The sequence below is a fragment of the Latilactobacillus sakei genome (assembly GCA_002953655.1).
In the GTDB taxonomy this organism is placed as follows: domain Bacteria; phylum Bacillota; class Bacilli; order Lactobacillales; family Lactobacillaceae; genus Latilactobacillus; species Latilactobacillus sakei_A.
The window spans coordinates 1,383,316-1,409,808 of record CP025839.1 but is presented as its reverse complement, the minus strand read 5'-3'; the positions used below and the strand labels follow the sequence as shown (position 1 = coordinate 1,409,808).

At 40.8% G+C, this 26,493-nt stretch carries 22 protein-coding genes; all 22 read left to right on the top strand.

From position 1 onward, the window contains the following. Positions 1-151 precede the first annotated feature (151 nt). The 22 genes from polC to C0213_06880 all read left to right on the top strand — a co-directional run bounded on the left by polC (position 152) and on the right by C0213_06880 (position 26,470). Positions 152-4,492, top strand: coding sequence for a PolC-type DNA polymerase III (gene polC / locus C0213_06985; GenBank protein ID AUX12171.1), 4,341 nt, complete (start codon positions 152-154; stop codon positions 4,490-4,492). 104 nt (positions 4,493-4,596) lie between these two features. After that, on the top strand, positions 4,597-6,357 hold the full coding sequence (locus C0213_06980) for an ATP-dependent exonuclease (protein AUX12170.1): 1,761 nt from the start codon (positions 4,597-4,599) through the stop codon (positions 6,355-6,357). Beyond that, positions 6,344-6,643 (top strand): nucleotide pyrophosphohydrolase, encoded by a 300-nt coding sequence (locus tag C0213_06975; GenBank protein AUX12169.1) that lies wholly within the window; start codon positions 6,344-6,346, stop codon positions 6,641-6,643. Before C0213_06980 ends, C0213_06975 begins: the two co-directional genes overlap by 14 nt. A gap of 273 nt (positions 6,644-6,916) precedes the next feature. Then, positions 6,917-7,390, top strand: coding sequence for a ribosome maturation factor RimP (locus C0213_06970; GenBank protein AUX12168.1), 474 nt, complete (start codon positions 6,917-6,919; stop codon positions 7,388-7,390). Positions 7,391-7,408: 18 nt separating this feature from the next. Next, positions 7,409-8,626 (top strand): transcription termination/antitermination protein NusA, encoded by a 1,218-nt coding sequence (locus C0213_06965; protein AUX12167.1) that lies wholly within the window; start codon positions 7,409-7,411, stop codon positions 8,624-8,626. An 11-nt stretch (positions 8,627-8,637) separates the two neighbouring features. Beyond that, entirely contained in the window at positions 8,638-8,940 is a 303-nt protein-coding gene (locus C0213_06960; protein ID AUX12166.1) for a DUF448 domain-containing protein, read from the top strand. Next, positions 8,937-9,242, top strand: coding sequence for a hypothetical protein (locus C0213_06955; GenBank protein ID AUX12165.1), 306 nt, complete (start codon positions 8,937-8,939; stop codon positions 9,240-9,242). The genes C0213_06960 and C0213_06955 overlap by 4 nt, the downstream gene beginning before the upstream one ends. Before the next feature lie 17 nt (positions 9,243-9,259). Beyond that, positions 9,260-12,073, top strand: a complete 2,814-nt coding sequence (locus C0213_06950; protein AUX12164.1) for a translation initiation factor IF-2 — start codon at positions 9,260-9,262, stop codon at positions 12,071-12,073. A gap of 22 nt (positions 12,074-12,095) precedes the next feature. Continuing rightward, positions 12,096-12,452, top strand: a complete 357-nt coding sequence (locus C0213_06945) for a 30S ribosome-binding factor RbfA (protein AUX12163.1) — start codon at positions 12,096-12,098, stop codon at positions 12,450-12,452. Between the two features lie 251 nt (positions 12,453-12,703). After that, the gene (locus C0213_06940; GenBank protein AUX12162.1) at positions 12,704-14,023 is read left to right on the top strand and encodes a glycosyl transferase; all 1,320 of its coding nucleotides are present in this window, start codon (positions 12,704-12,706) and stop codon (positions 14,021-14,023) included. Then, positions 14,016-14,534 carry a hypothetical protein gene (locus tag C0213_06935; GenBank protein ID AUX12161.1) on the top strand — a complete coding sequence of 173 codons (519 nt, stop codon included), beginning with the start codon at positions 14,016-14,018 and terminating at the stop codon, positions 14,532-14,534. Before C0213_06940 ends, C0213_06935 begins: the two co-directional genes overlap by 8 nt. 190 nt (positions 14,535-14,724) lie before the next feature. Beyond that, positions 14,725-15,465, top strand: a complete 741-nt coding sequence (locus tag C0213_06930; protein ID AUX12824.1) for a hypothetical protein — start codon at positions 14,725-14,727, stop codon at positions 15,463-15,465. 135 nt (positions 15,466-15,600) lie between these two features. Further along, positions 15,601-16,518 (top strand): tRNA pseudouridine(55) synthase TruB, encoded by a 918-nt coding sequence (locus tag C0213_06925; protein ID AUX12160.1) that lies wholly within the window; start codon positions 15,601-15,603, stop codon positions 16,516-16,518. A gap of 18 nt (positions 16,519-16,536) precedes the next feature. Further along, the gene (ribF, locus tag C0213_06920; protein AUX12159.1) at positions 16,537-17,490 is read left to right on the top strand and encodes a riboflavin biosynthesis protein RibF; all 954 of its coding nucleotides are present in this window, start codon (positions 16,537-16,539) and stop codon (positions 17,488-17,490) included. After that, entirely contained in the window at positions 17,490-18,629 is a 1,140-nt protein-coding gene (locus C0213_06915) for a coproporphyrinogen III oxidase (GenBank protein AUX12158.1), read from the top strand. Before ribF ends, C0213_06915 begins: the two co-directional genes overlap by 1 nt. A gap of 262 nt (positions 18,630-18,891) precedes the next feature. Then, on the top strand, positions 18,892-19,950 hold the full coding sequence (locus C0213_06910; protein ID AUX12157.1) for a heat-inducible transcriptional repressor HrcA: 1,059 nt from the start codon (positions 18,892-18,894) through the stop codon (positions 19,948-19,950). Positions 19,951-19,965: 15 nt separating this feature from the next. Continuing rightward, the gene (locus tag C0213_06905) at positions 19,966-20,562 is read left to right on the top strand and encodes a nucleotide exchange factor GrpE (GenBank protein AUX12156.1); all 597 of its coding nucleotides are present in this window, start codon (positions 19,966-19,968) and stop codon (positions 20,560-20,562) included. 36 nt (positions 20,563-20,598) lie between these two features. After that, positions 20,599-22,440: a molecular chaperone DnaK gene (locus C0213_06900; protein AUX12155.1), complete on the top strand. Its 1,842-nt coding sequence runs from the start codon at positions 20,599-20,601 to the stop codon at positions 22,438-22,440. 119 nt (positions 22,441-22,559) lie between these two features. Continuing rightward, positions 22,560-23,711, top strand: a complete 1,152-nt coding sequence (locus C0213_06895; protein ID AUX12154.1) for a molecular chaperone DnaJ — start codon at positions 22,560-22,562, stop codon at positions 23,709-23,711. A 163-nt stretch (positions 23,712-23,874) separates the two neighbouring features. Beyond that, on the top strand, positions 23,875-24,138 hold the full coding sequence (locus tag C0213_06890) for a hypothetical protein (GenBank protein ID AUX12153.1): 264 nt from the start codon (positions 23,875-23,877) through the stop codon (positions 24,136-24,138). Positions 24,139-24,152: 14 nt separating this feature from the next. Further along, the gene (locus C0213_06885; GenBank protein ID AUX12152.1) at positions 24,153-24,926 is read left to right on the top strand and encodes a biotin--[acetyl-CoA-carboxylase] ligase; all 774 of its coding nucleotides are present in this window, start codon (positions 24,153-24,155) and stop codon (positions 24,924-24,926) included. A gap of 194 nt (positions 24,927-25,120) precedes the next feature. After that, positions 25,121-26,470 (top strand): citrate transporter, encoded by a 1,350-nt coding sequence (locus tag C0213_06880; protein ID AUX12151.1) that lies wholly within the window; start codon positions 25,121-25,123, stop codon positions 26,468-26,470. Positions 26,471-26,493: the final 23 nt, after the last annotated feature.

The window sequence follows — 26,493 nt, the reverse complement described above, 5'->3', positions numbered from 1 at the left end:
CTGGGATGAAACTTGCTTTTGTCTCAGACTCGTTTTTTGTCACTGAGTAAGCTTTAAAAAGGGTCAAAAGTAGCAAGATTGCACGTTTATAGGCAATCGTTACTTTTCGGCCTCTTTTTAATTCAGCGTATCACTAGAAGGAGGCCCTTTTGTGGCATTAGATCAAACCGCATTGTTTCAAAAATTATTAGAACAGATTGCTTTACCTGCGGATGTCGCGCACTATCCCGGCTTTAAAACGGGGCAGGTCGAACAAGTGATTGTCCACGAAACGTCAAAACGGTGGACCTTTAAATTACACTTCGATAACGTGTTACCCTTTGCGGTTTACACAGCATTTGAAGAACATTTAGAAGCGGCTTTTCAAGCGATTGCGGCCGTTTCAATTGAAATCAGTACCGATGCCAAAGAACTTGATGGTGGGGTGTTAGCCGCTTATTGGGAGTATGTCGTCAATCATAGTGGGATTCAATCGTCACTCTTGCATGAATTATGTGCCAAGGAGACGCCCTATATTGAAGGGCGTAAAGTCTTGTTGGTTGTGGAAAATGATATTGTAAAAACTTTTTTCATTAATCAAGCGCAAACGACGATTCAAGCCGGCTATAAACGCCTGGGCTTCCCCAACTTTGCGATTCAACCATTAATCGACGAATCAGCTTCTCAAAAATCAATCGAGGATTTCCAAGCAAAACGGGCAGTGCAAGATGCTGAACGTGCGCAAGCCGCTGCCGAAGCGATTAAGAAAAACGAAGCACTCAAAGAAAAACGTAAAACAGAAGGCAAGCCAGTTGATGGCCCAATCGTGATGGGTCGCGGGATTAATCCAGCTGAACCAGTTCGTCAGATGATTAGTATCACTGAAGAGGAACGTTCAATCGTGATTGAAGGCTTTATCTTTGATAAAGAAGTGCGAGTGCTCCGTTCTGGTCGCCAATTATTAATCTTGAAGATGACTGATTATTCATCCTCATTTACGGTCAAGAAGTTCTCAAGAGATGCTAGCGATGAAAGTTTATTCGCCGCAATCGATAAAGGGATGTGGTTTAAGGTTCGTGGGAGTGTCCAAGAAGATAACTTCATGCGGGATTTAACGGTTAACGCCAACGATTTAGTTGAAGTTAGTCATCCTAAACGTGAAGATACAGCGACTGAAGGTAAGCGAATCGAAATGCATTTGCATACCAATATGTCTCAAATGGACGCAACCAACCCCATCGGCGATTATGTCAAACAAGCCGCTAAGTGGGGCCAACCGGCGATTGCCGTGACCGATCATTATAATCTCCAAGCCTTTCCGGATGCTTATGCCGCTGGGAAGAAAAACGGCGTCAAGATTTTATACGGCGTCGAAGTCAACTTGGTCAACGATGGCACGCCAGTTGTTTATAACTTGCGCGACCAAGTCCTAGAATCAGCCGAATACGTGATTTTTGATGTGGAAACAACTGGTTTGTCAGCCGTTTACGATTCAATTATCGAATTGGCTGCGGTCAAAATGCGCGATGGTGAAGTTGTCGCCTCGTTCGATGAATTTATCGACCCAGAGCGACCACTATCAGCCTTCACAACGCAACTGACCAGTATTACCAACGAAATGGTCCACGGTGCTAAGAAGGAAGCCGAAGTCTTGGCAATGTTCAAGGAATTTACTGGTGATGCTGTCTTAGCCGGCCATAACGTTAGTTTCGATATGGGCTTCTTAAATTCGGGTTATGAACGGAACGATATTGGCTTGATTGACAACCCAGTCATTGATACCTTGGAATTATCGCGGATGTTGCATCCTGAATACAAGAATCATAAGTTGGATTCATTGACCAAGCGCTACAAAATTAACCTCGAACACCATCATCGGGCCAATGCCGATGCCGAATCAACTGGTTATTTATTGTATAAGTTGGAAAAAGAAGCCGCTGAAAATTATGGTATGGTAAACGTCAATCAATTAAATGATCGCGTTGGGGTCGGCGAGTTTTACAAACAAGCCCGTCCAGCACATGCGGTCTTAATGGCGCAAACCCAAGCTGGTTTGAAGAATTTATTCAAACTAGTTTCAGCCTCAATGACCGAATACTATTACCGGACACCGCGCTTGCCTAAGAGTAAACTCGATGCCTTACGCGAAGGGATCTTAGTCGGTTCTGCCTGCAGTAATGGTGAAGTCTTTGAAGCGATGATGCAAAAAGGGTATAACGAAGCGCTCGATCGTGCTAAATACTACGATTATATCGAAGTGATGCCCAAAGCGGTTTACGCGCCTTTATTGGAACGTGAATTGGTGCGCGACAATCGCGCGCTTGAAGAAATTATTCGCAACTTAGTTAAAGTTGGCGAAAAACTCAACAAACCAGTTGTCGCAACTGGCGATGCGCATTATTTGAACCCAGAAGACGCGATTTATCGGAAGATTCTGATTCACTCAATGGGCGGGGCTAATCCCTTGAATCGTTCGAAGTTACCAGATGTTCATTTCCGCTCAACGGATGAAATGTTGACGGCGTTTGACTTCCTGGGGCCAGAATTAGCGCAAGAATTAGTCGTGGCCAATCCGCAAAAAATTGCTGATCAAATCGACGAAATTGTGCCGGTTAAAGATAAACTTTATACGCCTAAGATGGATGGTGCTGAAGACGAGATTCAAACCTTAACGATGAACCGGGCACACGAATTGTATGGTGCTGAGTTACCTGAAATCGTCGAAGCTCGTTTGAAAAAAGAATTGAAGAGTATCATCGGGAACGGGTTCTCTGTTATTTACCTGATTTCTCAAAAATTGGTTTATAAGAGTGGCAAGGATGGGTACTTGGTTGGTTCCCGGGGATCGGTTGGTTCGAGTTTGGTCGCAACCATGACCGGGATCACCGAAGTTAACCCATTACCACCGCATTATCGGTGTCCTAACTGTCACTACTCCGAATTCTTTACCAAAGGGGAAGTTGGTTCGGGTTACGATTTAGCGGATAAAGATTGCCCTGAATGTGGGACACCACTTGATAAAGACGGCCATGATATTCCGTTCGAAACGTTCCTTGGCTTCCATGGGGATAAGGTCCCGGATATTGATTTGAACTTTTCCGGTGATTATCAACCAGTCGCTCATAACTATACGAAGGTCTTGTTCGGTGAAAATAACGTGTTCCGAGCCGGGACAATTGGGACGGTCGCTGATAAAACGGCGTACGGTTATGTTAAAGTCTATGAACGTGATACGGAACAAACTTTCCGTGGGGCTGAAGTCGATCGGTTGGCAAAAGGGTCAACCGGTGTTAAACGGACGACCGGACAACATCCAGCTGGGATTATCGTTGTGCCGGATTACATGGATATCTATGATTTCACGCCAATCCAATTTCCAGCCGATGATCAAGATGCGGCTTGGAAGACCACCCATTTTGATTTCCATTCGATCCATGATAATATCTTGAAGCTCGATATCCTGGGTCATGATGATCCCACGATGATTCGGATGCTCCAAGATCTCTCGGGGATTGATCCTAAATCGATTCCAACCGATGATCCAGGCGTGATGGCCTTGTTCTCCGGCACTGATTCACTTGGTGTGACGCCGGAACAGATTAACTCGAAGATGGGCACCTTGGGTGTGCCAGAATTCGGGACGCGATTTGTTCGCGGAATGTTGGAAGAAACCCATCCCACAACCTTCTCAGAACTACTCCAAATTTCTGGTCTTTCTCATGGGACCGACGTGTGGTTGGGCAATGCCGAAGAATTGATTAATAAAGGCGTTGTCACCCTGAAAGACGTTATCGGTTGTCGTGATAATATCATGATGGATTTAATTCACTGGGGAATGGACGATAGTATGTCCTTCAACATTATGGAACGGGTTCGTAAAGGCAAAGGGATTCCGGATGATTGGCAACAAGCCATGCGCGATAATGAAAACGTGCCGGATTGGTATATTGATTCGTGTCTCAAGATTAAATATATGTTCCCGAAAGCCCATGCGACCGCCTATATTTTGATGGCGCTCCGGATTGCCTATTTCAAAGTGTACTTCCCCATTATTTATTACTGTGCTTACTTCAGTGTGCGGGCCAGTGACTTCGACCTCGTGGCGATGGCCCAAGGAAAAGAAGGCGTCAAGGCACGCATGAAGGAAATCACGGATAAAGGGATGGAAGCTAGCACGAAAGAAAAGAACTTATTAACCGTACTTGAAATCGCCAATGAATGTTTGGAACGCGGCATCACGATTAAGATGGTCGACATCGAAAAATCAGATTCTGCCAACTTCATTATCCAAGACGACCATACCTTGCTTGCACCATTTAGAGCCGTCCCAAGTCTGGGCGATAACGTTGCTAAGCAAATCGTCTCCGCCCGCGAAGAAAAACCTTTCTTATCTAAAGAAGATTTATCAAACCGTGGGAAAGTATCGAAAACATTGATTGAATATTTAACAGAAAATAACGTCTTAAATGATTTACCAGATGAGAATCAATTATCGTTGTTTGATATGATGTAAATTAAAAAGCCCACCTAGATTGCAGACTGCAGTTTAGGTGGGCTATTTTAATGGGAATCGATAAATAGTATAATTTAGTTAAGTTGAACACCTGGGGGTACAAGATGCCACATTTGAAACCAATCATATATGAAATGAATTACGAAAAAGAAATTATCGACCAAGATATCATTGAGGAAGAGGATAAGAAGTACATTTTGAGTTATCCAACTGTTTACATTGTCAAAGATGCTGACAAACAGTTGAATTATTCTGTTTATGTCGGTGAAACGAGTGATATTAAGCGGCGGACAATTGAACATATTAGTGTTGACTCGAAAGAAAGAGCAGATTGGCGCGAATTAGCTGATTCTAAAACCTCAGAGATGTATATCATCGGTCACGAACATTTTAATAAATCGATGACACTAGATATTGAAAATAAAATGATGCAATATATGGCCAGTGTTGACGTTGTGAAAAAGGTTAATAATCGACGTACTAATCAGCAAAATCTATATTACTCTCATGATGAAATGGAAAAAATCTTTTCTAAAATTTGGCGTAAGCTAAGAAAGTTTGATAAACGTCTTTTTCCATTAGAGAGAACGATCAGGGATTCGGCGTTATTTAAAGCATCGCCGTTTCATAAATTGACTGATGAGCAGTTAGATGCAAAAGACAGAATTATGGCAACCATTGAAGCTAATTTAACGAGCAAAACAAATAAAGGTCAGTTGATTGTGGTTGAAGGAGATGCTGGTTCTGGGAAAACAGTTCTGATGAGTAGTTTATTTTATGAGTTGAATCAGTTAGCGAAGGATGAATCTGAAAATCCTATCCTAAGAAATACAAGTCAATTCTTGTTAGTTAACCATGATCAGCAGTTAAAGGTTTATGAAGAAATTGCGCAGAAGTTAGAAATTTTCAAACTGGGAAAACAAGAAACGGTCCTGAAGCCAACACGATTTATTAATCGCTACTCCGAAGATAATCCTGTCGATGTTGTTATTGTTGATGAAGCTCACTTATTATTAACGCAAGGTAAGCAATCATATACGGGGCAAAATCAACTGAATGATTTATTAAAACGTGCACGGGTGGTGGTTGCCGTCTTTGATAAAAAGCAAATACTATCACGGGAACAATATTGGGAACCTGACCAGCTTGATAGTTTATTAGCAGATGTCGAAAAGCAAGGAAATTTAATTAGTTTAAAAAATCAGTTACGAATTAATGCTGGTAGAGAAACAATCGCTTGGATTCGTAGTCTAATTGATGAACAGATAGTTAAACCACTGCCACAAAATGATGAGAAAAATTATGAAATTAAACTTTTTGATTCACCGGCAGTATTACAAAAGGCAATTGAAGATAAGGCACGAGATGAGAATTTTGGTATTTCACGTCTTTTAGCGACATTTGATTGGAAATACGTCAATGGTAAAAAAGACGGTGACCATCCTTGGTACGTTAAAATTGGTGATTGGCAGCTGCCATGGAATTTACAATTACCAGTAGATAAAGTACAGAAAAAGCAGAATAAAAAATTAGCTTGGGCTGAGCAACCACAAACGATTGGTGAGGTTGGTTCGACCTTTACGATTCAAGGGTTTGATTTAAATTATGCCGGTGTCATTATTGGCCCATCAGTTAAATATCGAAATGGTCGGATTGTGTTTGATAAAGCGGCAAGTGAGAATAACAAAGCAAAACAGCGTCGGTCTTTAAAAGATGGTTCTAAAGTTGACGTTTCAGAAGAAATGTTGAGGAATGAACTAAACGTGCTACTATCACGTGGCGTAAACGGACTATATCTATATGCTGTAGATGATGAATTAAGAGCGGCTTTAAAAAAAGGAGCGGTATTAAATGACAGAAAGTAGTATGACAAAGATTAACCAATTTCGGGATGCACGTCATTGGCGCCCATTCCATAATGAAAAAGATTTGGCATTATCAATCTCACTAGAAGCTTCTGAATTATTGGAACTATTCCAATGGAAGACAGCAGAAGAAGGCGTTCAAGATATTGAACGGGTAAAAGAAGAATTAGCCGATGTGTTAATTTATAGCTATATGATGGCTGACAATTTGAACCTCGATATTGATGATATCATTGCTAAGAAATTAGTGAAGAATGCGGAGAAATATCCAGCACCTAAAGAATAACTTTATAAATATCACTTGCAGAAAAATTAAGTGACTGGTGAATTGAGGCTGATAATTTTAACGCTGAAAGTTGGTGCGCAATATATTTCAATGTCCAGCTTAAACTATCTATAGAGTGCGTGGTAGTGGTAAAGTCATCACCTTGTATTTTCATGAAAATTATGTTATATTGTTATCAGTAATTAGATACTTCAGAGCGAGTGAGCAGAAATGCTCACTCTTTTTATTGGAGCATGTCTAATCTGAATATATAAATGAATTGGAGGGAATCATTTGAGTACCGTTGTGGAAACAGTTCATGATCTACTCGTGCCGATACTAGATCAACACCATTTTGAGCTAGTCGACGTTGAATTTGTTAAAGAAGGTAGTAGCTGGTATCTACGTGTCTTCATTGATAAACCAAACGGCATTGACCTTGAAGATTGTGCCTTAGTTAACGATGCGTTAAGTGAGAAACTGGATTCAATCGACCCGGATCCAATTCCGCAGGCTTATTTCTTAGATGTTTCATCACCTGGTGCAGAGCGTCCTTTGAAGAAGGAAGCCGATTTTCAAAATGCACTTGGCGAATACATTCATATCTCGTTATATCAAGCCGTTGATGGCGAGAAGATTTATCAAGGAATATTAAAGGCGCTTGATCAAGAGACCTTAACATTAGCCATTAAAATTAAAACGCGTCAAAAAGAAGTGACATTTAATCGCAAGGAAATTGCCAAAGCTCGCTTAGCAATTGAATTTTAGTAAAGGTAGGCTAGTTACATGAGCAAGGAAATGTTAGGCGCCCTAGATGCGCTAGAACAAGAAAAAGGTGTTAAGAAAGAAATCGTCATTGAAGCACTTGAAGCAGCGCTTGTTTCGGCTTATAAACGAAACTACGGTCAAGCTCAAAATGTGGAAGTTGAATTCGATCAAAAGAAGGGTAACATCCACGTTTATGCTGTCAAGGAAGTGACTGATGAAGTTTTCGATTCACGTTTGGAAGTTAGCTATCAAGATGCTTTAGAAATCAACAAAGCATATGAAGTTGGCGATACAATTCGTTTTGAAGTGACACCTAAGGATTTTGGTCGGATTGCCGCCCAAACTGCTAAGCAAGTTATTATGCAACGGGTTCGCGAAGCTGAAAGAAGTATCATTTACAACGAATACAGCCAATACGAAAACGAAATTATGCAAGGGATTGTTGAACGTCGCGATAACAAGTTTATCTACGTCAACTTAGGTAAGATCGAAGCTGTTTTAAGTAAGCAAGATCAAATCCCTAACGAAGTGTATAACGCACATGACCGGATCAAGGTTTATGTTTCTAAAGTGGAAAACACAACTAAAGGCCCGCAAGTCTTTGTTAGTCGGACACACCCTGATTTGGTAAAACGTTTATTTGAACAAGAAGTGCCAGAAATTTATGACGGCACAGTTGAAATTGTGTCAATTGCAAGAGAAGCTGGTGACCGGACTAAGATGGCCGTTCGTTCAACCGACCCTAACGTGGATCCAGTCGGAACATGTGTTGGTCCTAAGGGGCAACGGGTTCAATTAGTCGTTAATGAATTACACGGCGAAAACATGGATATTGTGAAGTGGGAAGAAGATCCTTCAGACTACATCGCCAATGCCTTGAACCCAGCCGAAGTCATTGCTGTTCAATTTAACGATGGCAACGAACATACATGTACGGTAATCGTCCCTGATTATCAATTGTCATTGGCAATCGGTAAAAAAGGTCAAAATGCCCGTTTAGCTGCTAAGTTAACAGGTTACAAGATTGACATCAAACCTGAATCAGAAGTCGAATTTGTCGATGGCGATGATAGTGAAGATGAATCAGCCGTGGTTGAAGGGTTCGAAGAAGAAACAATCACACCAGAGACTACTGAAGAAACAGTTGCAGTAGCCCCTGAAACGGCAGAAGTTGCTGAAGACATTGAACAACCAGCAGAAACTGTTGTTGATTCTGAAGAACAACCACAAGAATAAGTGAGGTGTTCATGATGAAACAAAGAAAAGTACCAATGAGAAAAGACGTTATTTCACAAGAAATGAAGCCTAAAAAAGAAATGGTGCGAATTGTTAAAACCGCTGAAGGTGAAATTAGTATCGATCCGACCGGTAAGAAATCTGGTCGCGGTGCCTATGTTTCATTAGAACCAGATGCGATTAAGACCGCGCAAGCTAAGAAAATCTTAGAAAAGACTTTTGGCATTGATGTTTCAGCAGACTTTTACACAGAATTGTTCGAGTATGTTGACCATCAAAATGCCCGTCAAGAACTATTTGGAGAACGAAAATGAGTGAACAACCAGACCGTTTATTGCAACTCTTAGGCATTTGTATGAGAGCAAGGCAACTGGTCAGTGGTGAAGAACAGGTCCTAAAAGCCATTCAGCAGTCAAAAGCTAAATTGGTTTTTATCGGCCAGGATATCAGCCCACTGACGCAGAAGAAATTGACTGATAAGAGTCATTTCTACAAAATCCCAGAAACAAAGGCCTACACCGCGGCCCAACTAACCCAAGCAATTGGATTACATAGAGCCACCATAGCGGTTGTCGACGCTGGGTTTGCCAAAAAGATGATAACGCTACTGGGATAATAAAGGAGCGTGAAGATATGGGTAAAAAACGTATCTATGAATTAGCTAAAGAAATTAATGTTGCTAGCAAAGACATTTTAGAGACTGCCAACAAAAAAGGCTATGATCTCAAGAATCACATGGCAACAATTGATGATAATCAAGAAAAAACATTGCGGGCTGCTTTCCAAACAAAAGCAACACCAGCTGCAAGTAAACCAGCAACACCTGCCGCACCTAAAGCGAGCGAAAAATCAGAAAGTGGTAAGATCAAGATTAGTAAAACTGCTATCCGTCGCCGCCCAGAAGCCGACAAAAAACCAACACAACATTCAAATAACCGCCCACAAGCTAATGCTAACCGTAACGGTCAAGCAAGCAATGGTCAAAACCGGACAAACAATGTGCGTCCTAACAACAATAGCGCGCGTCCAAATAACAGCCGCCCTAACACAAATAGTCGGCCAAATAACAATAGCCAAAATCGTTCAACAAGCGCTAATCATCCGATGAGCTTACAAGAACAAATTTCACAGGCTAATGCACGTCGTCAAAGAACCCAAGAACGGATTCAAAAACAACGTGAACAACGTGAAGCAGACGAAAAGAAGCGTCGTGAACAAGCAAGTCGTCCACGGCCCACAAGAAACAATGCTTCAAACAACCGCCCATCAAACGGCAAACCAACCAACGGTGCCCGTCCAACGACTAACAGTCCACGACCAACCGTTACAAAAGATGGTCGCCCATTAGGTAGCAGCCGTCCAAACAATAACAACAGTGCACGTCCTAATACGACGAATAACCGACCAACGAACAGTCGTCCAGCAACGACACCATCACGGCCAGTTTCGGCACAAGAAATGCAACAAAAAATGCAAGCTAATACTGTTAGTGCTTCTAAACCAGCATCAAACAATACAGCAAGCAAGCCAAAGAACTTTGGCCCAGATAAAAAACGTGGCGGCGGCTACAACAGCTATGGCAATAGTCAACAACGTTTCAATAAGAAACGTAAGAAGACACGTAAGCAACAATTAGCTGAACAAAATGCAGCTAAGAAAGAAATGCCACAACGTAAAGAACGGCCATTACCAGAAGTATTAGTTTATTCTGAAGGTATGAACGTTGCAGACATCGCTAAGAAGATTCATCGTGAACCAGCTGAAATTATCAAGAAGTTATTCATGTTAGGGATTATGGTTAACATGAACCAATCACTTGATAAGGATACGATCGAATTATTAGCAACTGATTACGGTATTGAAGCAGAACAAAAAGTTGAAGTGGATATCGCTGATATTGATTCAGTCTTTGAAACAGAAGCTAAGAGTGATGCGAACCTTGTGAGCCGCCCACCAGTTGTTACAATCATGGGTCACGTTGATCATGGTAAGACAACATTATTGGATAACCTTCGTAACAGTCACGTTACTGATGGTGAAGCCGGTGGGATTACCCAACATATCGGTGCTTACCAAACCAAGTTAAACGATCGTTTAATCACATTCTTAGATACACCAGGACATGCGGCCTTCACTAACATGCGGGCACGTGGTGCTGATATTACTGATATCATCATCTTAGTTGTCGCTGCTGATGATGGTGTGATGCCACAAACAATCGAAGCCATTAACCATGCGAAGGCGGCTAAAGCCCCAATTATCGTTGCGGTTAATAAAATCGATAAACCAGGTGCTAACCCTGACCACGTAATGGAACAATTAATGGGTTACGGTCTTGTTCCTGAAGACTGGGGTGGCGATACAATCTTTGTTAAGATCTCAGCTAAAACTGGTGAAAACATTGATGAATTGCTTGAAATGGTGCTTCTTGAAGCCGACGTGCTTGAATTGAAGGCTAACCGTGATCAAAAAGCGGTTGGGACAGTTATTGAAGCCCGCCTTGATAAAGGTAAGGGACCTGTTGCCTCATTATTAGTACAACAAGGGACATTACGGATCGGTGATCCAATCGTTGTTGGGAATACCTTTGGTCGTGTCCGTGTCATGACAAATGATCGCGGCCGTCGTGTTAAAGAAGTCTTCCCATCAGAACCAGTTGAAATTACTGGGTTAAATGATGTGCCACAAGCAGCTGATCGTTTCGTTGTCTTTGAAGACGAAAAAACAGCGCGTGCTGCTGGTGAAGAACGTGCTAAACGGGCCCTCTTGAAGGAACGTAGCCGTTCAAACCCTGTCACATTAGATAACTTGTTCGAAACAATGAAACAAGGTGAATTAAAAGAAGTTGGCGTTATTATCAAAGCCGACGTTCAAGGTTCAACAGAAGCCTTGGCTGGTAGTTTACGGAAGATTGAAGTCGAAGGCGTTCGCGTGAATATTATTCATGAAGCCGTTGGTGCGATTAACGAAAGTGATGTCACATTAGCTGCTGCAAGTAACGCTATCATTATCGGTTTCAACGTTCGTCCGACACCACAAGCTAAGATCCAAGCTGATGCCGAACAAGTTGATATTCGTTTACACCGAATCATCTACAAGGCAATCGAAGAAATCGAAGCTGCTATGAAGGGTATGTTAGAACCAGTTTACGAAGAAAAAGTAACAGGTCAATTAACTGTTCGTGAAACATACAATGTTTCTAAGATCGGGACAATTGCCGGTTGTATCGTTGATACTGGTGTTATCCAACGTGATAGTGGTGTCCGCTTGATTCGTGATAGCATCGTGATTTATGAAGGTAAACTTTCAAGCTTGAAACGTTTCAAAGATGACGTTAAAGAAGTTAAAACCGGCTTTGAATGTGGTGTGACAATCGAAGATTACAATGATATCAAGATTGATGATCAAATTGAAGCCTACGTGATGGAAGAAGTACCTGTTAAATAATTAATTTACAGGAGGACTACAGATGAAACATCGTGTCGGTCGTGTTGAACAAGAAATTCAACGTGAAGTTAATGATATTTTATTAAAACGTGTACGTGATCCCCGAGTTGAAGGGGTCACGATTACAGATATTAATCTGAGTGGTGACTTACAACACGTGAAGGTTTATTACAGTATCTTGTCTAATCTAGCCAGTGATGCTGAAAAAGCACAAAAAGGTTTGGATAAAGCTAAAGGCTTGATTCGTAGCGAACTTGGCCAACGAATTAAGTTATACAAAATTCCAGAAATTACCTTTGAACAAGATGGTTCAGTTCGTTATGGTGAACATATCGACGAATTATTGCGTAAGTTACATCAAGATGAAGCACAGCGTTAGGCTGTGAGCAAGAGCACCGACGAAATTCGTCGGTGCTCTTTTTTTGTTTTGATGACCATATGGCAACCATAATCCCTTAAATTGACACGGCTATTTGTACCATATTACTATTATGTTATAGACAACTATTGTTACTGGCAGTTATTTTAAAACGCTATTAGTATCATATTATGACTTATCGAGGAAAGTTAGTGAAAGCATTTGAATGCATTGTTAGCGAATAAAATATAATCTGAAATGAGGCCTAATATATGATATTGATCGACTATTTCACCCAAATACTGATCTATACCCTCGTTTCGTATCCGATTATTGGGGGATTATCGTTCATTGTTTCTAGCTTATATTATTGGTTATTAATGGAAAAGGATGATCAACCACGCTATCTTAAAAAGGGAACACCATTCATCACGATTTTAGTGCCGGCGCATAATGAAGAAGCTTCGATTGAAGCCACGATTGATCATTTAGCAACCCAAATGAATTATCCAACCGATCAATATGAAATCATTGTCGTCAACGATGGGTCAACAGATAGAACCGGCATTATTTTAGAAGCATTACAAGCAAAATATGGGCAACGGTTACGAACCCTCACAATTATTAATAATCGTGGCAAAGCAGCTGGTTTCAATAGTGCTTTGGGATTTGCTAAAGGCGAATTTATTTTGTCCAACGATGCCGATTCCAAACCAGAAGTTGATGCTTTATGGAAGTATATGTACTATTTCGAGCGTGAAGGTGGGGCGCAATTAGGTGCTGTGACTGGCAATATGCTGTCGATCAATAAGACAACTTTGGTGGCAGAAGCCCAACAAAATGAACTCAATTCAATCATTGGGCTCATTAAACGTTCGCAGCTTTCTTATGGCGGCTTGTTTGCCTTTTCTGGGGCTAATACGATGTATCGCAAATCGGCGGTAATTGATGTTGGTGGTTGGCAAGCGGAACAACCGACTGAAGATATTGCAATTTCATGGGATATGCAAACTGCAGGGTGGCAAGCCTATTTTGCACCGCATATTCGTTTTTTTATGGATGTGCCAGAAACACTACCAGAACTCGTGAAACAACGACGGCGATGGACCTCTGGTGGGATTTACGTCCTCTTAACGAAATCGTTTGGTATTTTACGCCATCCGATTAAACATTTCTCGATGGTTCCAATCATTATCGATTATGGATTGAGTATCATTTGGTCGTTATTCTATTGGATAAGTGTCATCACTTTTATCGTCCTTCAGTTTGGCTATCTGATTAATCATGATTGGCAACAATTGCTCTCAAATCTGTCTTTTTCAGCAATTTTTATCACGATTGAGATCTTGGTGGGCTTAATTCAGTTGGTACAAGCCTCCTATTTTAATGATGGGGGTCGCTCGTTGAAGTATATTGCTTTTGCGCCTTGGTATATTTTGATTTATTGGATGGTTAATACGTATACCGTAGCGGTCGAGATTGTCCCAACGATTCGCCAAATTATCAGGGGCAAAGATGCTGGGGTTTGGAAATCACCGAAACGTTCGACCGAAGCAACCGGAAAACGAGAAGGAGGGGATTCAGATGAGTAAACCAGATTATATTCGCCATCAATTAAGTGAAGATCACATTACGATTGATTGGTTTTTTACAGCTAAAAAAACTGGTCATCGTTTGCGTCAACTAGTACTAATTGGTATTGGCTGGTTGATGTGTCTCATTCCCACGGCGACCACTTTAGGCCTCTATCTAACCCGTGAAACAATGATCCCCATCAATCGGGCCGCTTTTAAACAATTATTGCAAAGAACGAATTATTTTTTCTTACTCTATATCATCGCCTTTTCGGTCTTTTTTATCAGTCTTTATTTAATGAATAAAGTGAAGCAACGGCGGATTAGAAAGGGCGTTATTAAAACGTTTGATGAACAGCGGCTACAACAGCGTTTAGCCTGGGCTGAAGAGATGTATACTGCTAAATATGGCGCAGCAAGCATGCGCAAACAGCGACAAAATATCATTATTTCTGATTTTGCGGATGTCGGGACTTATGAATTACGCCAGCGCTTTGATGCGTTTGAGGAGGATGACGATGATTTCTGAAGCAGACCAAGTTGTGATTGATGAAATGATTGCCCGCGAACGCACCATGAAAGAACGGCAAAAAATAATTGAAGCGATGACCCATAAACGGCGGGTTTTTAAACGCCGCTTAGTGATTATATGTGCGGCAGTGCTGACCGTTTTTTTAGTGATATTATATGATTGCTTGATGCAGTATGAAGGCTGGCCAATGGTGGGAATTGTTAAAATTAATATTTTAGTTGCCATTGTCATGTTCCTGGTGAGTTTAGCAGTCTTTCAAAAATTGATTAAGTATCGGCCATTAAAAAATATTGTGCACCGTTATCGCAGACAGTTGGATAAGCGTTATACAGATGCGCTATCAGCTTCTAATCGGTGGTTGCAATTTTATTACCATCAACGAGAAATATCACAGATTATTCCCCAGATTCTTTATTATCTTGAAGCTAATCCGACTTTAGAGACGATTGATGATGCGATTGCTTATATTGACAGTCAAACGACTAGTCCCGAGTTGTATCAGAATAATTTAAGTGCGTTCCGTAAATATGTTAAGCAGTTTAATACAATTATACTAAGTACGGCAGACGAACAGGGACAGCCCTCTAGTCGGCAGATTAGTTTTGTCACGCTCAATGATGTGCCCAATATTTGGTATTTTGGAACGGACCCGGAAGCACCGAAAGTGAGTGAACTGGATCTAGGCCGAGCTGCAATTTATACGCTACCCACGAGTGAGGGGCTAAGGATTACCAGCAATCGCCTCAAGGTATACCGCACGCAGTATCGCTTTGATGATGTGGCGGCCGCCTATCAAAAACAGGTGCCTGGTTATGCAGCGAGTTTATCTAAAGAAGAAAAGGAAAAAGAAATTATTTATGCGATCGCATTAAAAAGTGCCCGAATCGACAGTCAGCTTCAAAATCAAGAACTCATCTTTTCAAAGTAAACGCCGAGACAATTTAATAATTGTCCCGGCTTTTTGTCTGTTAACGATAAATTGAGGCGCATCATAAAGCAAATCCCGTGCGGGTTAGCACTCTATGCTATAATGGTTTAGTTAATAGTTAAAAGGAGATTACTTATGGACGGCATTATACCCTTATATAAAGAGCGCGGCATGACTAGCAACGATTGCGTTTTTAAAGTACGACGGATTCTTCATATGAAAAAAGTGGGGCATTCTGGAACGCTTGATCCCAATGTAGATGGTGTTTTGCCAATCTGTATTGGCCAAGCAACCAAGGTAGTGGACCAATTGGTGCACTCTGGTAAAGTTTATACTGGTGAAATTACGTTGGGCCTATCAACGACCACCGAAGATTTAGATGGTGAAGTCGTTGAAGAACAACAATTAGCTGAACCAATTTCAACTGAAAAAATTAAAGAAACACTGGCCAGTTTTCTAGGGGATTCAATCCAGATTCCACCGATGTTCTCAGCCGTAAAGGTTAACGGGCGCCGTCTATACGATTATGCACGGGCCGGCGATCCTGTGGAACGCCCACAACGCAAAATTACAATTACGCAATTTGACTTGCAAGGCGAACCAGAATTCGATGCAAAAACGGGTCGCCAAACATTCCGCTTTATTGCGGGCTGTTCAAAAGGGACTTATATTCGGACCTTAGCTGTTGATTTTGGCCGTAAGTTAGGCTTACCGGCAGTCATGTCTGATTTAACGCGGCTTAAGAGTGGTGGCATTCAAATTGGCAGTTGCGTTACCTTGGCACAACTAGCTGAAGCTGCTGATAACGGTCAATTAGCGGATATTTTGATTCCATTAGATCATGTTTTTGAAGAAAACGTCAAGATTGCGCTTGATGATGATCAATGGGCCAAAATTTTAAACGGTGTCTTCTTAACGTTCCCAGAACAAACAGAAGAGATCTTAGCCTTAACTTACGAGGGGCACATCAAGGCCTTGTACCAAGTGGCTAACGCGAAACAACATCTCTATCGACCATATAAAATGTATTTACAAAACCAAGGGACTCATTAAAAAAACTAGGTGAAAAAAATGCGTGTGATTGAATTAATTCATCCCTATTCAAAAGAACAAGTACCAGCCGAAGAAATTGTTTTAGCACTCGGCTTTTTTGATGGTGTCCACCGGGCACACCAAGCAGTGATTAAGACGGCTAAAGAATTGGCGGTGCAACAGAACCGACCATTGGCAGTGATGACTTTCGATATTCATCCCGCGATTGTTTATCGGAACGTTAATCAAGCTGATTTCCGTTATTTATCAACAGTTGAACGCAAGCAAGAATTAATGGCTGATTTAGGTGTCGATATTTTATATGTCGTCCATTTTAATGACGGCTTTGCGAAGTTGGCACCCCAAGATTTCGTCGATCAATATTTAGTGGCCCTCCACGCGAAAACGGTGGTTGCGGGGTTTGATTACACTTATGGTAAAAAAGACATCGCAAATATGCAGACGCTTAGCACGTATGCCAGAGACCGCTTTGAAATCGTGACGGTGGCGGAACATGACTACCAAGGGCATAAGATTGGCTCAACTTTGATTCGTGAAGATTTAGACCAAGGCCAAGTAGCAGCCGCTAACGAGTTGTTAGGTTATGTTTACCAAACGACTGGGGAAGTTGTCCATGGTGAAGCGCGGGGCCGAGAACTCGGCTTTCCAACGGCTAATATTGAAAGTCAAAAACCGGAACGTTTACCAGGTATTGGGATTTATGCGGTTCGTTTGTTGGTCCGTGGTCAATGGTACTGGGGAATGGCGTCAATTGGCCGGAACGTGACGTTCCATGCCAATAATCCCGTGACAGTCGAGATTAACTTACTCGACTTTAGCGCGGATATTTATGGGGAACAAGTTAAAGTTGAGTGGTATCAATACCTGAGAGGTGAAGTGAAGTTTGATTCAGCGGAAGCGTTGATCGACCAACTTCACCAAGATGAAGCTGATACCCGGACTTATTTTGAGAAATTAGAGGGTCAACATTAATGGCAGGCGCATATATTCATATTCCGTTTTGCGAACATATTTGTTATTACTGCGACTTCAACAAGGTCTTCATTGAAGGGCAACCGGTTGATGAGTATGTTGACATGTTAATTCGCGAATTTCAATTGGTAATGGCGGAATACCCAGACGAAAAAATTGAAACGATTTATGTCGGCGGCGGGACACCAACAACACTTTCACCAGCCCAACTCCAGCGCTTGTTGGACGGCATTCATCAGTACTTACCTTATGAGGGCGGCGAGTTTACATTTGAGGCCAACCCCAATGATTTACAAGATACCGCTAAATTACAGGTGCTAAAAGACAACGGCGTCAATCGCTTGAGTATTGGCGTGCAATCTTTTAATGATGACATTCTTAAAAAGATTGGGCGAATTCATCGCAGTGCTGACGTTTATCGGGCCATCGCTAATGCGCGGCAAGTCGGTTTCGAAAATATCAGTATTGATTTGATTTTCCGACTACCGCAACAAAGCGAGGCAGATTTTATGGATAGCTTGAAACAGGCAATCGACCTTGATTTGCCACATTATTCAACTTATTCATTGATCTTAGAAAAGAAGACTATTTTCTATAATTTGATGCGTCAAGGTAAGTTACGCTTGCCATCACAAGATGTTGAAGCCCACATGTACCAAAATGCGATTGATAGTTTCCAACAAGCTGGTTTAGAACAATACGAAATTAGTAATTTTGCCAAACCAGGCTACCAATCAGCGCACAACTTAACCTATTGGCGGAATGAAAAGTATTTCGGCTTTGGGGCCGGTGCTTATGGTTATTTAGGTAAGGACCGCTATCACAATTTCGGCCCAATCCAACAATACCTAGAACCACTGCAAGCACATAAAGTGCCAGTGATTGAACGTCACGTGCTTCCTTTGACCGAACAAATGGAAGAAGAACTCTTCTTAGGTCTGCGGACGATGCAAGGGGTCTCAATTAAGCATTTTGAAGAAAAATTTAGATATCCGCTACAGAATATCTACGGCGAAACGGTCGCCAATCAGATTGAAAAAGGGTACCTAAAACAAGAAGGCGACTGGCTAAGACTAACTGAATCAGGAAAGTTCCTAGGCAACGAAGTCTTCCAGGAATTCTTGTTAGACAGCTATTAAATGAGTGCGTTCAAACCGGTTATGTTCCGCACACTAGCATAACAAGGTATTCATCAATAATTAAGTTTAAAAAGCTAGTCTCGACATATCGAGACTGGCTTTTTTTATGTTCGTTAGTCTAGTACCTTACTCAGTCTTAAGTCCCATTTTCATTAAATCTGTGAAAATTACAGTTCAATTCTTGACTTTATTTGACGTTCTTGCTATATTAATACTTGTAATTAGCACTCGTAATAATCAAGTGCTAAAAAGAGGTGATAACATGCTGACCGAAAGGCAATTAATGATTTTGAAAGAAATTATTCGTCTTTTTACCGAGAGTGGTCAGCCGGTGGGTTCTAAGAAGCTAATGTCTGAATTACCAATGCACGTTAGTTCCGCGACAATCCGGAATGATATGGCTGATCTTGAGAATGTCGGTTTAATAGAGAAGACGCATTCGTCTTCTGGACGGGTCCCTTCTATGAAGGGTTATCGTTACTATTTAGATCATCTCATTCAGCCCGCTGTCTTAAATCCAATGGATGTTGCGACTGTGCAACAATCGTTTGGACGCCATTATCATAAGATTGACGAAATTGTTTCACAATCTGCCAATATTCTTTCAAATCTAACGAGCTATACAGCAATTACGTTAGGGCCGGAGATGGCAGAGATTCGGTTGACAGGTTTCCGACTTGTACCACTTGGTAATCATCAGGTAATGGCGATTATCGTGACAAGTGCCGGAACGGTTGATAATCAGGTTTTCACAATTCCCAATGGTATTTCGGGTGACGAACTTGAAAAAGCGATTCGAGTTGTGAATGATCATCTAATCGGATTACCGCTAACCGTTGTTAGTCAGAAGTTGAAAACAGAGGTACCGGCATTGCTAATGCAATACATGGGCTCGCCGGGTGGCTTTTTAAACATCTTCGATGATGTCTTAAAACAAGCCTCACAGGAACGGTTATATGTGGGGGGCCAGTCGAATTTATTAAACTTCTCAGAGTTGACGGATGTATCACAGTTGAAGTCAATCTACAACATCATTAATCAATCGGACGATCTAGCCAAGTTGCTAGAGTTATCACCGGGTGAGGCCAATAGCCAAGTTCAGGTTCGTTTGGGCGATGAAATGACCAATGATTTATTGAAGAATTACAGTTTAATGACTGTTAATTATGATGTTGGTGAACACGGCCAAGGATTGATTGCTTTATTAGGTCCCACTAGCATGCCATATTCGCGCATGATCGGGTTACTCGATTTATTCCGCGAAGAATTAGCGAAGAAACTAATTGATTATTATGCAGATTTTGATGATAATCAATCTTAAAAGGAGCGTGTTTGTTTGACAAAGCAAGAAAAGGCTGAAAACCAAGAGAAGCCAACTGAAGAAACTGTAGAAGAAACGCCTAAAAAAGAAACACCATTTGAACCAGTCATGGAAGCTGATGAAGTCGAAGAAACACCTGAGACAAAAGCACCTGAAGCAGATGATAAGCTGGCTGAACTTCAAAAGAAATACGATGCCATGGAAGATAGTTTCTTACGTTCACAAGCTGAAATTAAGAACATTCAAATGCGCAATCAAAAAGAACAAGCTAACTTGTTAAAATATGATGGCCAATCATTAGCCAAAGATGTCTTACCCGTTTTAGATAATCTAGAACGTGCGTTGGCAACTGAAGCCACTGATGAAAGTGCTGAAAGCCTTAAAAAAGGTGTTCAAATGACATATGATCATATGAAACATGCTTTAGAAGATCATGGGGTTAAAGAAATTGAGGCGCAAGGTCAACCTTTTGATCCGACCATTCATCAAGCCGTTCAAACGGTTGCGGTTGATGGTGATCAAAAAGCTGACACCGTGGTTCAAGTCTTCCAAAAAGGCTATTATTTGAAGGACCGCGTTTTACGACCAGCAATGGTTGTCGTTGCACAATAATAAAAGTTAAAAAATTAAAAAAAGAGGGTATTTTCAATGAGTAAAGTAATCGGTATTGATTTAGGAACAACAAACTCAGCTGTTGCCGTATTAGAAGGCGGACAACCCAAAATTATTACAAATCCAGAAGGCGCTCGGACAACACCATCTGTTGTATCATTCAAAAATGGTGAAATCCAAGTTGGTGAAGTTGCTAAACGTCAAGCAATCACTAACCCAGATACAATCGCATCAATCAAACGTCACATTGGCGAAGCAGGTTACAAAGTAACTGTTGGCGACAAGTCATACACACCACAAGAAGTTTCAGCAATGATCTTACAATACATCAAGAAATTCGCTGAAGATTATCTTGGTGAAGAAGTGACAGAAGCGGTTATCACCGTACCTGCTTACTTCAACGATTCACAAAGACAAGCAACAAAAGATGCTGGTAAGATTGCCGGTTTAGATGTTAAACGGATTATCAACGAACCAACAGCTTCAGCTTTAGCTTACGGTTTGGACAAGACAGAAACAGACGAAAAAGTCTTAGTTTATGACCTTGGTGGTGGTACTTTTGACGTTTCTGTTCTTGAATTAGGCGACGGTGTCTTCCAAGTATTATCAACAAATGGTGATACCCGTTTAGGTGGGGACGATTTTGATGAAGCTATCATGAACTGGTTAGTTGAAAACTTCAAATCAGACAATGGTATCGACTTATCAAAAGACAAGATGGCTATGCAACGTCTAAAAGATGCTGCTGAAAAGGCTAAGAAAGATTTATCAGGTGTGACAAGTACACAAATCAGCTTGCCATTTATCTCAGCTGGCGAAAATGGTCCTTTACATTTAGAAATGACATTATCACGGACTGAATTTGATCGTTTAACATCAGACTTAGTTGACCGTACAAAAGCACCAGTGATGAATGCTTTGAAAGATGCTGGCTTAGATGCAAACGAAATCGACAAAGTTATCTTAAACGGTGGTTCAACACGGATTCCTGCGGTTCAAGAAGCTGTTAAGAACTGGACTGGCAAAGAACCTGATCACTCAATCAACCCTGACGAAGCCGTTGCACTTGGTGCTGCTGTTCAAGGTGGCGTTATCTCAGGTGACGTTAAAGACGTTGTTTTACTTGACGTGACACCATTATCATTAGGGATTGAAACAATGGGCGGTGTCTTCACGAAGTTAATCGACCGGAATACAACTATTCCAACAAGCAAGGCCCAAACATTCTCAACTGCTGCTGACAATCAACCTGCCGTAGACATTCATGTCTTACAAGGTGAACGTCCAATGGCTGCTGACAACAAGACTTTAGGTCGTTTCCAATTAACAGATATTCCTGCTGCACCTCGTGGTGTGCCACAAATCGAAGTTAAATTTGATATTGATAAGAACGGAATTGTTAACGTTTCTGCTAAAGACCTTGGCACAAACAAAGAACAAAAAATCACTATCAAGAGTAATTCTGGTTTATCAGACGAAGAAATCGATCGTATGATGAAAGAAGCACAAGAAAACGAAGAAGCAGATGCAAAACGTAAAGAAGAAGTTGATTTGAAGAACGATGTTGATCAATTAATCTTCCAAACAGATAAGACTTTGAAAGAACTTGAAGGTAAAGTTTCTGACGAAGAATTACAAAAAGCAAAAGATGCTAAAGAAGAATTAGTTAAAGCACAACAAGAAAACAATCTTGAAGATATGAAGACCAAACGCGATGCGTTAAGTGAAATTGTTCAAGAATTGACAGTTAAGTTATATCAACAAGCCCAAGAAGCACAACAAGCTGCAGGTGGCGCTGAAGGTAACGCAACTGATGCTAAGACTGATGATGGTACTGTTGACGGCGACTTCGAAGAAGTTAAAGACGACAAAGAATAAGAACGATAAAAAAAGCCAAAACCTAGTATGGTCTAGGGCTTTGGCTTTTTTTAATCAGTCAGTTATGCTATTCTTGTTAGGGTAGATTTAACCCGTAAGTAAATGAATGGAGGCCCACAATGGCTGAAAAAAGAGATTATTACGACGTCTTAGGTGTCGGACGCGACGCTTCTGACGATGAGATTAAAAAAGCCTATCGTAAACTTTCTAAAAAATATCATCCAGATATCAATAAAGCACCTGATGCAGAAGCAAAATTTAAAGAAGTTACTGAAGCCTACGAGGCATTAAGTGATCCGCAAAAACGAGCAGCCTATGATCAATATGGTCATGCGGGCATGAATGGTGGTTTTGGTGGCGGCGCTGGTGCTGGTCAAGGCTTTGGTGGCTTTGGCGGTGGCGCTGAAGGCTTCGGTGGTTTCGACGATATCTTCAGTTCATTCTTTGGTGGCGGCGCTCGTCAACAACCTAACGGCCCACGTCAAGGTTCTGACTTACAATATCGAATGGACTTGAAGTTTGAAGAAGCTATCTTTGGTAAGGAAACGAAAATTTCTTATAGCCGTGAAGCTGAATGTCATACCTGTCATGGCTCAGGTGCTAAACCTGGGACAAGTCCTGAAACGTGTCATAAATGTCACGGTGCTGGTCAAATTCAAGTGGAACGTCAAACACCACTTGGTCGCATGATGTCACGCGAAACATGTGATGTCTGTGGTGGAACTGGTAAGGAAATTAAGTCAAAATGTGATACTTGTCATGGGACAGGTCGCGAAGAAGAACGGCACACCGTTAAGGTGAAAGTACCTGCTGGGGTTGAAGACGGACAACAAATGCGCCTTCAAGGTCAAGGTGAAGCCGGTTCAAATGGTGGTCCTTATGGGGATCTATTTATCGTCTTCCGCGTTGCACCTAGTGATGAATTCGAACGTGACGGTGCTCAGATTTTTGTTGAAGTGCCAATCACATTTGTTCAAGCTGCCTTAGGGGATGAAATCGAAGTTAACACGGTCCACGGTCCAGTTAAATTGAAGATTCCTGCTGGGACACAAACGAATACTGTTTTCCGGCTACGTGGTAAGGGTGCGCCTAAACTTCACGGCACAGGTAACGGTGATCAAAACGTGACAGTCAACGTGGTGACACCAAAGACCTTAAACAGTAAACAAAGAGATGCCTTAAAAGCATTTGCAGTAGCTAGTGGTGACTCAGTTAACCCACAAGACAGCAATTTGTTCGATAAGATTTTGAATAAAAAACATAAGAAATAGAAGTGCGTTTAAGCACAATTAACTTTTGAGACCGTCAATCAACAATTTATCCGTTGATTGACGGTCTTTTTTGTAAAAAGAACAATAAAAAAACAACATTTAATTTCTTTATGAATTGGTTGTGATATTCTAAATGTAAACCATAAAAAACGGAGGTTATCGTATGACAACTCAAGCATCAGATGATAATTTAAAGTTAGATCAAAAAGAATTCGCTAAAATGATTGTTAATTCGCATCGTGTGTCCGATGAACTTGATCCAGAAGCAATTGTTAAACGAAAATTGACGATTTATTTAACAGCCTATTATCTTGCCGAGAAATTTAATAATTTGCAAGATCAAACCTTTAATTCAGGGCTAAGTACAAGTCAGGAGTATCAAAAATTGTTACAACAGCTTCAAGATACGAAATTTGGTGATTGGTAGACTGAAAGAGGGGGATGTGTATGCTAATAGATCAATTAGACGCTGATCTTATTAATCAAGGCTTAACCAAGACTAAAAGACTTGAAATTCACGACCTTGTGACGTCAACTAATCAGAGGGCTAAACAGTATTTATTGAATAGGTCTGCTATGCCAGAAGTAATTATTGCTAATCAACAATCAGCAGGGTATGGCCGTTTAAAGCGTCAATTTTATTCACCACAACAAACAGGAATTTATATGAGTCTTCTTTTACCTAACATACCATTGAATGAAGACGCGTCATTGCTAACCCCCTTGAGCGCAGTGGCGGTTATGCGTGCCATTCGAACAATTTGTCAGATTGAAACGCAGATTAAATGGGTTAATGATATCTATTATGAAGGACGAAAGGTGGTTGGTATTTTAGCAGAGTCAATCCCGAATCACGGTATTGTCATTGGTATTGGTATTGACTTTAAAAACGATGGTCAATTGAAGCAGTTAGTAGAAAAAGCTGGCGTCTTGTTACCTAATACAAGCCCGATTACTCGTAATCAATTGATTAGTCAAATCCTATTAGAATTTGATTGCTTATTACCAGTCTATCGTCAAAAAGCATTTATGGCAGAATATCGCGAAGCTTCCTTATTAATATCAAAGAAGATTGTTGTCCGATTGAATGAAGAGAAAATTTTGACGGGGTACGTTCAAGATATTACAAATAATGGTGAGTTAGTGATCCAAACGGAGAAACAGCGACTTCAAATTATCAGAGCTGGTGAGGTAGAGCGGGTCTTATCATGGTGATAAAGATAAAATAATAAAAGAGGTATTAATAAGTTGTTAGGACTTATTAATACCTCTTTTATTTGATATTTCTAACGATTGTTTTTTAATTGTTCTTTATATTGTAAGCACTTTCATTGCGTTTTATAACAGGCTATTATGATGATAGGGATTCCGAAATGAAAGACAAAATATAAAGTAAAGAAGGTTAGAACATGCTATTAACTATTATTGCTTATGCTATGATTATTGTTTTTATGTATATTATCATGAAGAAAAAAATGTCACCTTTCACAGCACTAGTTATTATTCCACTAATCTTTGCTATTGTTGCAATGCTGACAGGTGTTGCTAAAAAAGGAACTTTGGGTGATTTCGTATTAGAAGGTATCAAAACTACAGCGAACACCGGTATTATGTTATTATTTGCAATTTTATATTTTTCAATTATGTTAGATGCGGGATTGTTTGATCCGATTACTAAGAAGATGATTCACTTCGCTAAAGGTGATCCGATGAAAGTTTTAATTGCAACAGCCGTTGTTGCGGCAACCGTTTCCCTAAATGGGGATGGGACAACAACTACTTTAATCTGTTGTTCTGCTTTTATTCCAATCTACAAAAAACTTGATATGAAACTAATGAACTTAGGTGTTTTAGTTATTTTACAAAATACGATCATGAATTTACTGCCTTGGGGCGGACCAACGGCTAGAGCAATGGCCGTTTTAAATGTTGATGCTAGTATTTTAGCCTATCTAGCACCAGGGATGATTTTAGCATTAGCCTACGTTATTTTCTACGTTGCACCACATATGGGACGTCAAGAACGTAAACGATTAGGTGTTAAGCAATTAACAGACGCTGAAATTGAAGAAATGACGGCTGTCACTGATCCAGAAGTTCAAAAAATGCGTCGCCCACAGAATTTTGTTTTTAATGGTATTTTGACAATTGTCTTAATTGGTTGGTTAGTTGCAGGGTCATTTATCTCAGCGATTGAAATGCCACCATTACTACTATTCCTTGTTGGGACATGTATTGCATTAATGGTTAACTATCCATCTTTAAAGGATCAATCTAAACGAATTGGTGAAAATGGTGGGGACGCCGTTCAAGTTGTTATCCTTGTCTTTGCAGCCGGGGTCTTCATGGGATTATTCCAAGGAACTGGAATGGCTGAAGCATTGGCACAAAGCTTTACTCAGATTATTCCGCACCAATTAGCCGGTTTCTGGGGCTTAGTCATTGCTGTTATTTCTGCACCAGGTGCATTCTTTATCTCAAATGATGGTTTTTATTTTGGGGTATTACCGGTTCTAGCACAGGCGGGGCGTGCATATGGTTTCAGTAATATGGATATGGCTTTAGCCTCATTAATGGGTCAAGCATTCCATCTACTCAGCCCATTGGTTGCGTTTATCTATCTATTATTAAGATTAACAGGATTAGATATGGGGCAATGGCAAAAAGAAGCCGCTAAATATGCGTTAGGGGTGTTTGTCATCTTTGTGATTACAATTATTTTATCAGGCCATATGCCACTTTATATTCCACAACATTAAACATTCTTAATTGAAAGGAGAGA

Bases quoted from the DNA above. Each gene is read 5' to 3' on its own strand.
- C0213_06880 (AUX12151.1), top strand. From the start codon at position 25,121: ATGCTATTAACTATTATTGCTTATGCTATGATTATTGTTTTTATGTAT.
- C0213_06890 (AUX12153.1), top strand. From the start codon at position 23,875: ATGACAACTCAAGCATCAGATGATAATTTAAAGTTAGATCAAAAAGAA.
- C0213_06945 (AUX12163.1), top strand. From the start codon at position 12,096: ATGAAACATCGTGTCGGTCGTGTTGAACAAGAAATTCAACGTGAAGTT.
- C0213_06975 (AUX12169.1), top strand. From the start codon at position 6,344: ATGACAGAAAGTAGTATGACAAAGATTAACCAATTTCGGGATGCACGT.
- C0213_06915 (AUX12158.1), top strand. From the start codon at position 17,490: ATGGCAGGCGCATATATTCATATTCCGTTTTGCGAACATATTTGTTAT.
- C0213_06900 (AUX12155.1), top strand. From the start codon at position 20,599: ATGAGTAAAGTAATCGGTATTGATTTAGGAACAACAAACTCAGCTGTT.
- C0213_06965 (AUX12167.1), top strand. From the start codon at position 7,409: ATGAGCAAGGAAATGTTAGGCGCCCTAGATGCGCTAGAACAAGAAAAA.
- C0213_06955 (AUX12165.1), top strand. From the start codon at position 8,937: ATGAGTGAACAACCAGACCGTTTATTGCAACTCTTAGGCATTTGTATG.
- C0213_06950 (AUX12164.1), top strand. From the start codon at position 9,260: ATGGGTAAAAAACGTATCTATGAATTAGCTAAAGAAATTAATGTTGCT.
- C0213_06935 (AUX12161.1), top strand. From the start codon at position 14,016: ATGAGTAAACCAGATTATATTCGCCATCAATTAAGTGAAGATCACATT.
- C0213_06885 (AUX12152.1), top strand. From the start codon at position 24,153: ATGTGTATGCTAATAGATCAATTAGACGCTGATCTTATTAATCAAGGC.
- C0213_06895 (AUX12154.1), top strand. From the start codon at position 22,560: ATGGCTGAAAAAAGAGATTATTACGACGTCTTAGGTGTCGGACGCGAC.
- C0213_06930 (AUX12824.1), top strand. From the start codon at position 14,725: ATGGTGGGAATTGTTAAAATTAATATTTTAGTTGCCATTGTCATGTTC.
- C0213_06940 (AUX12162.1), top strand. From the start codon at position 12,704: ATGATATTGATCGACTATTTCACCCAAATACTGATCTATACCCTCGTT.
- ribF (AUX12159.1), top strand. From the start codon at position 16,537: ATGCGTGTGATTGAATTAATTCATCCCTATTCAAAAGAACAAGTACCA.
- C0213_06960 (AUX12166.1), top strand. From the start codon at position 8,638: ATGATGAAACAAAGAAAAGTACCAATGAGAAAAGACGTTATTTCACAA.
- C0213_06925 (AUX12160.1), top strand. From the start codon at position 15,601: ATGGACGGCATTATACCCTTATATAAAGAGCGCGGCATGACTAGCAAC.
- C0213_06910 (AUX12157.1), top strand. From the start codon at position 18,892: ATGCTGACCGAAAGGCAATTAATGATTTTGAAAGAAATTATTCGTCTT.
- C0213_06980 (AUX12170.1), top strand. From the start codon at position 4,597: ATGCCACATTTGAAACCAATCATATATGAAATGAATTACGAAAAAGAA.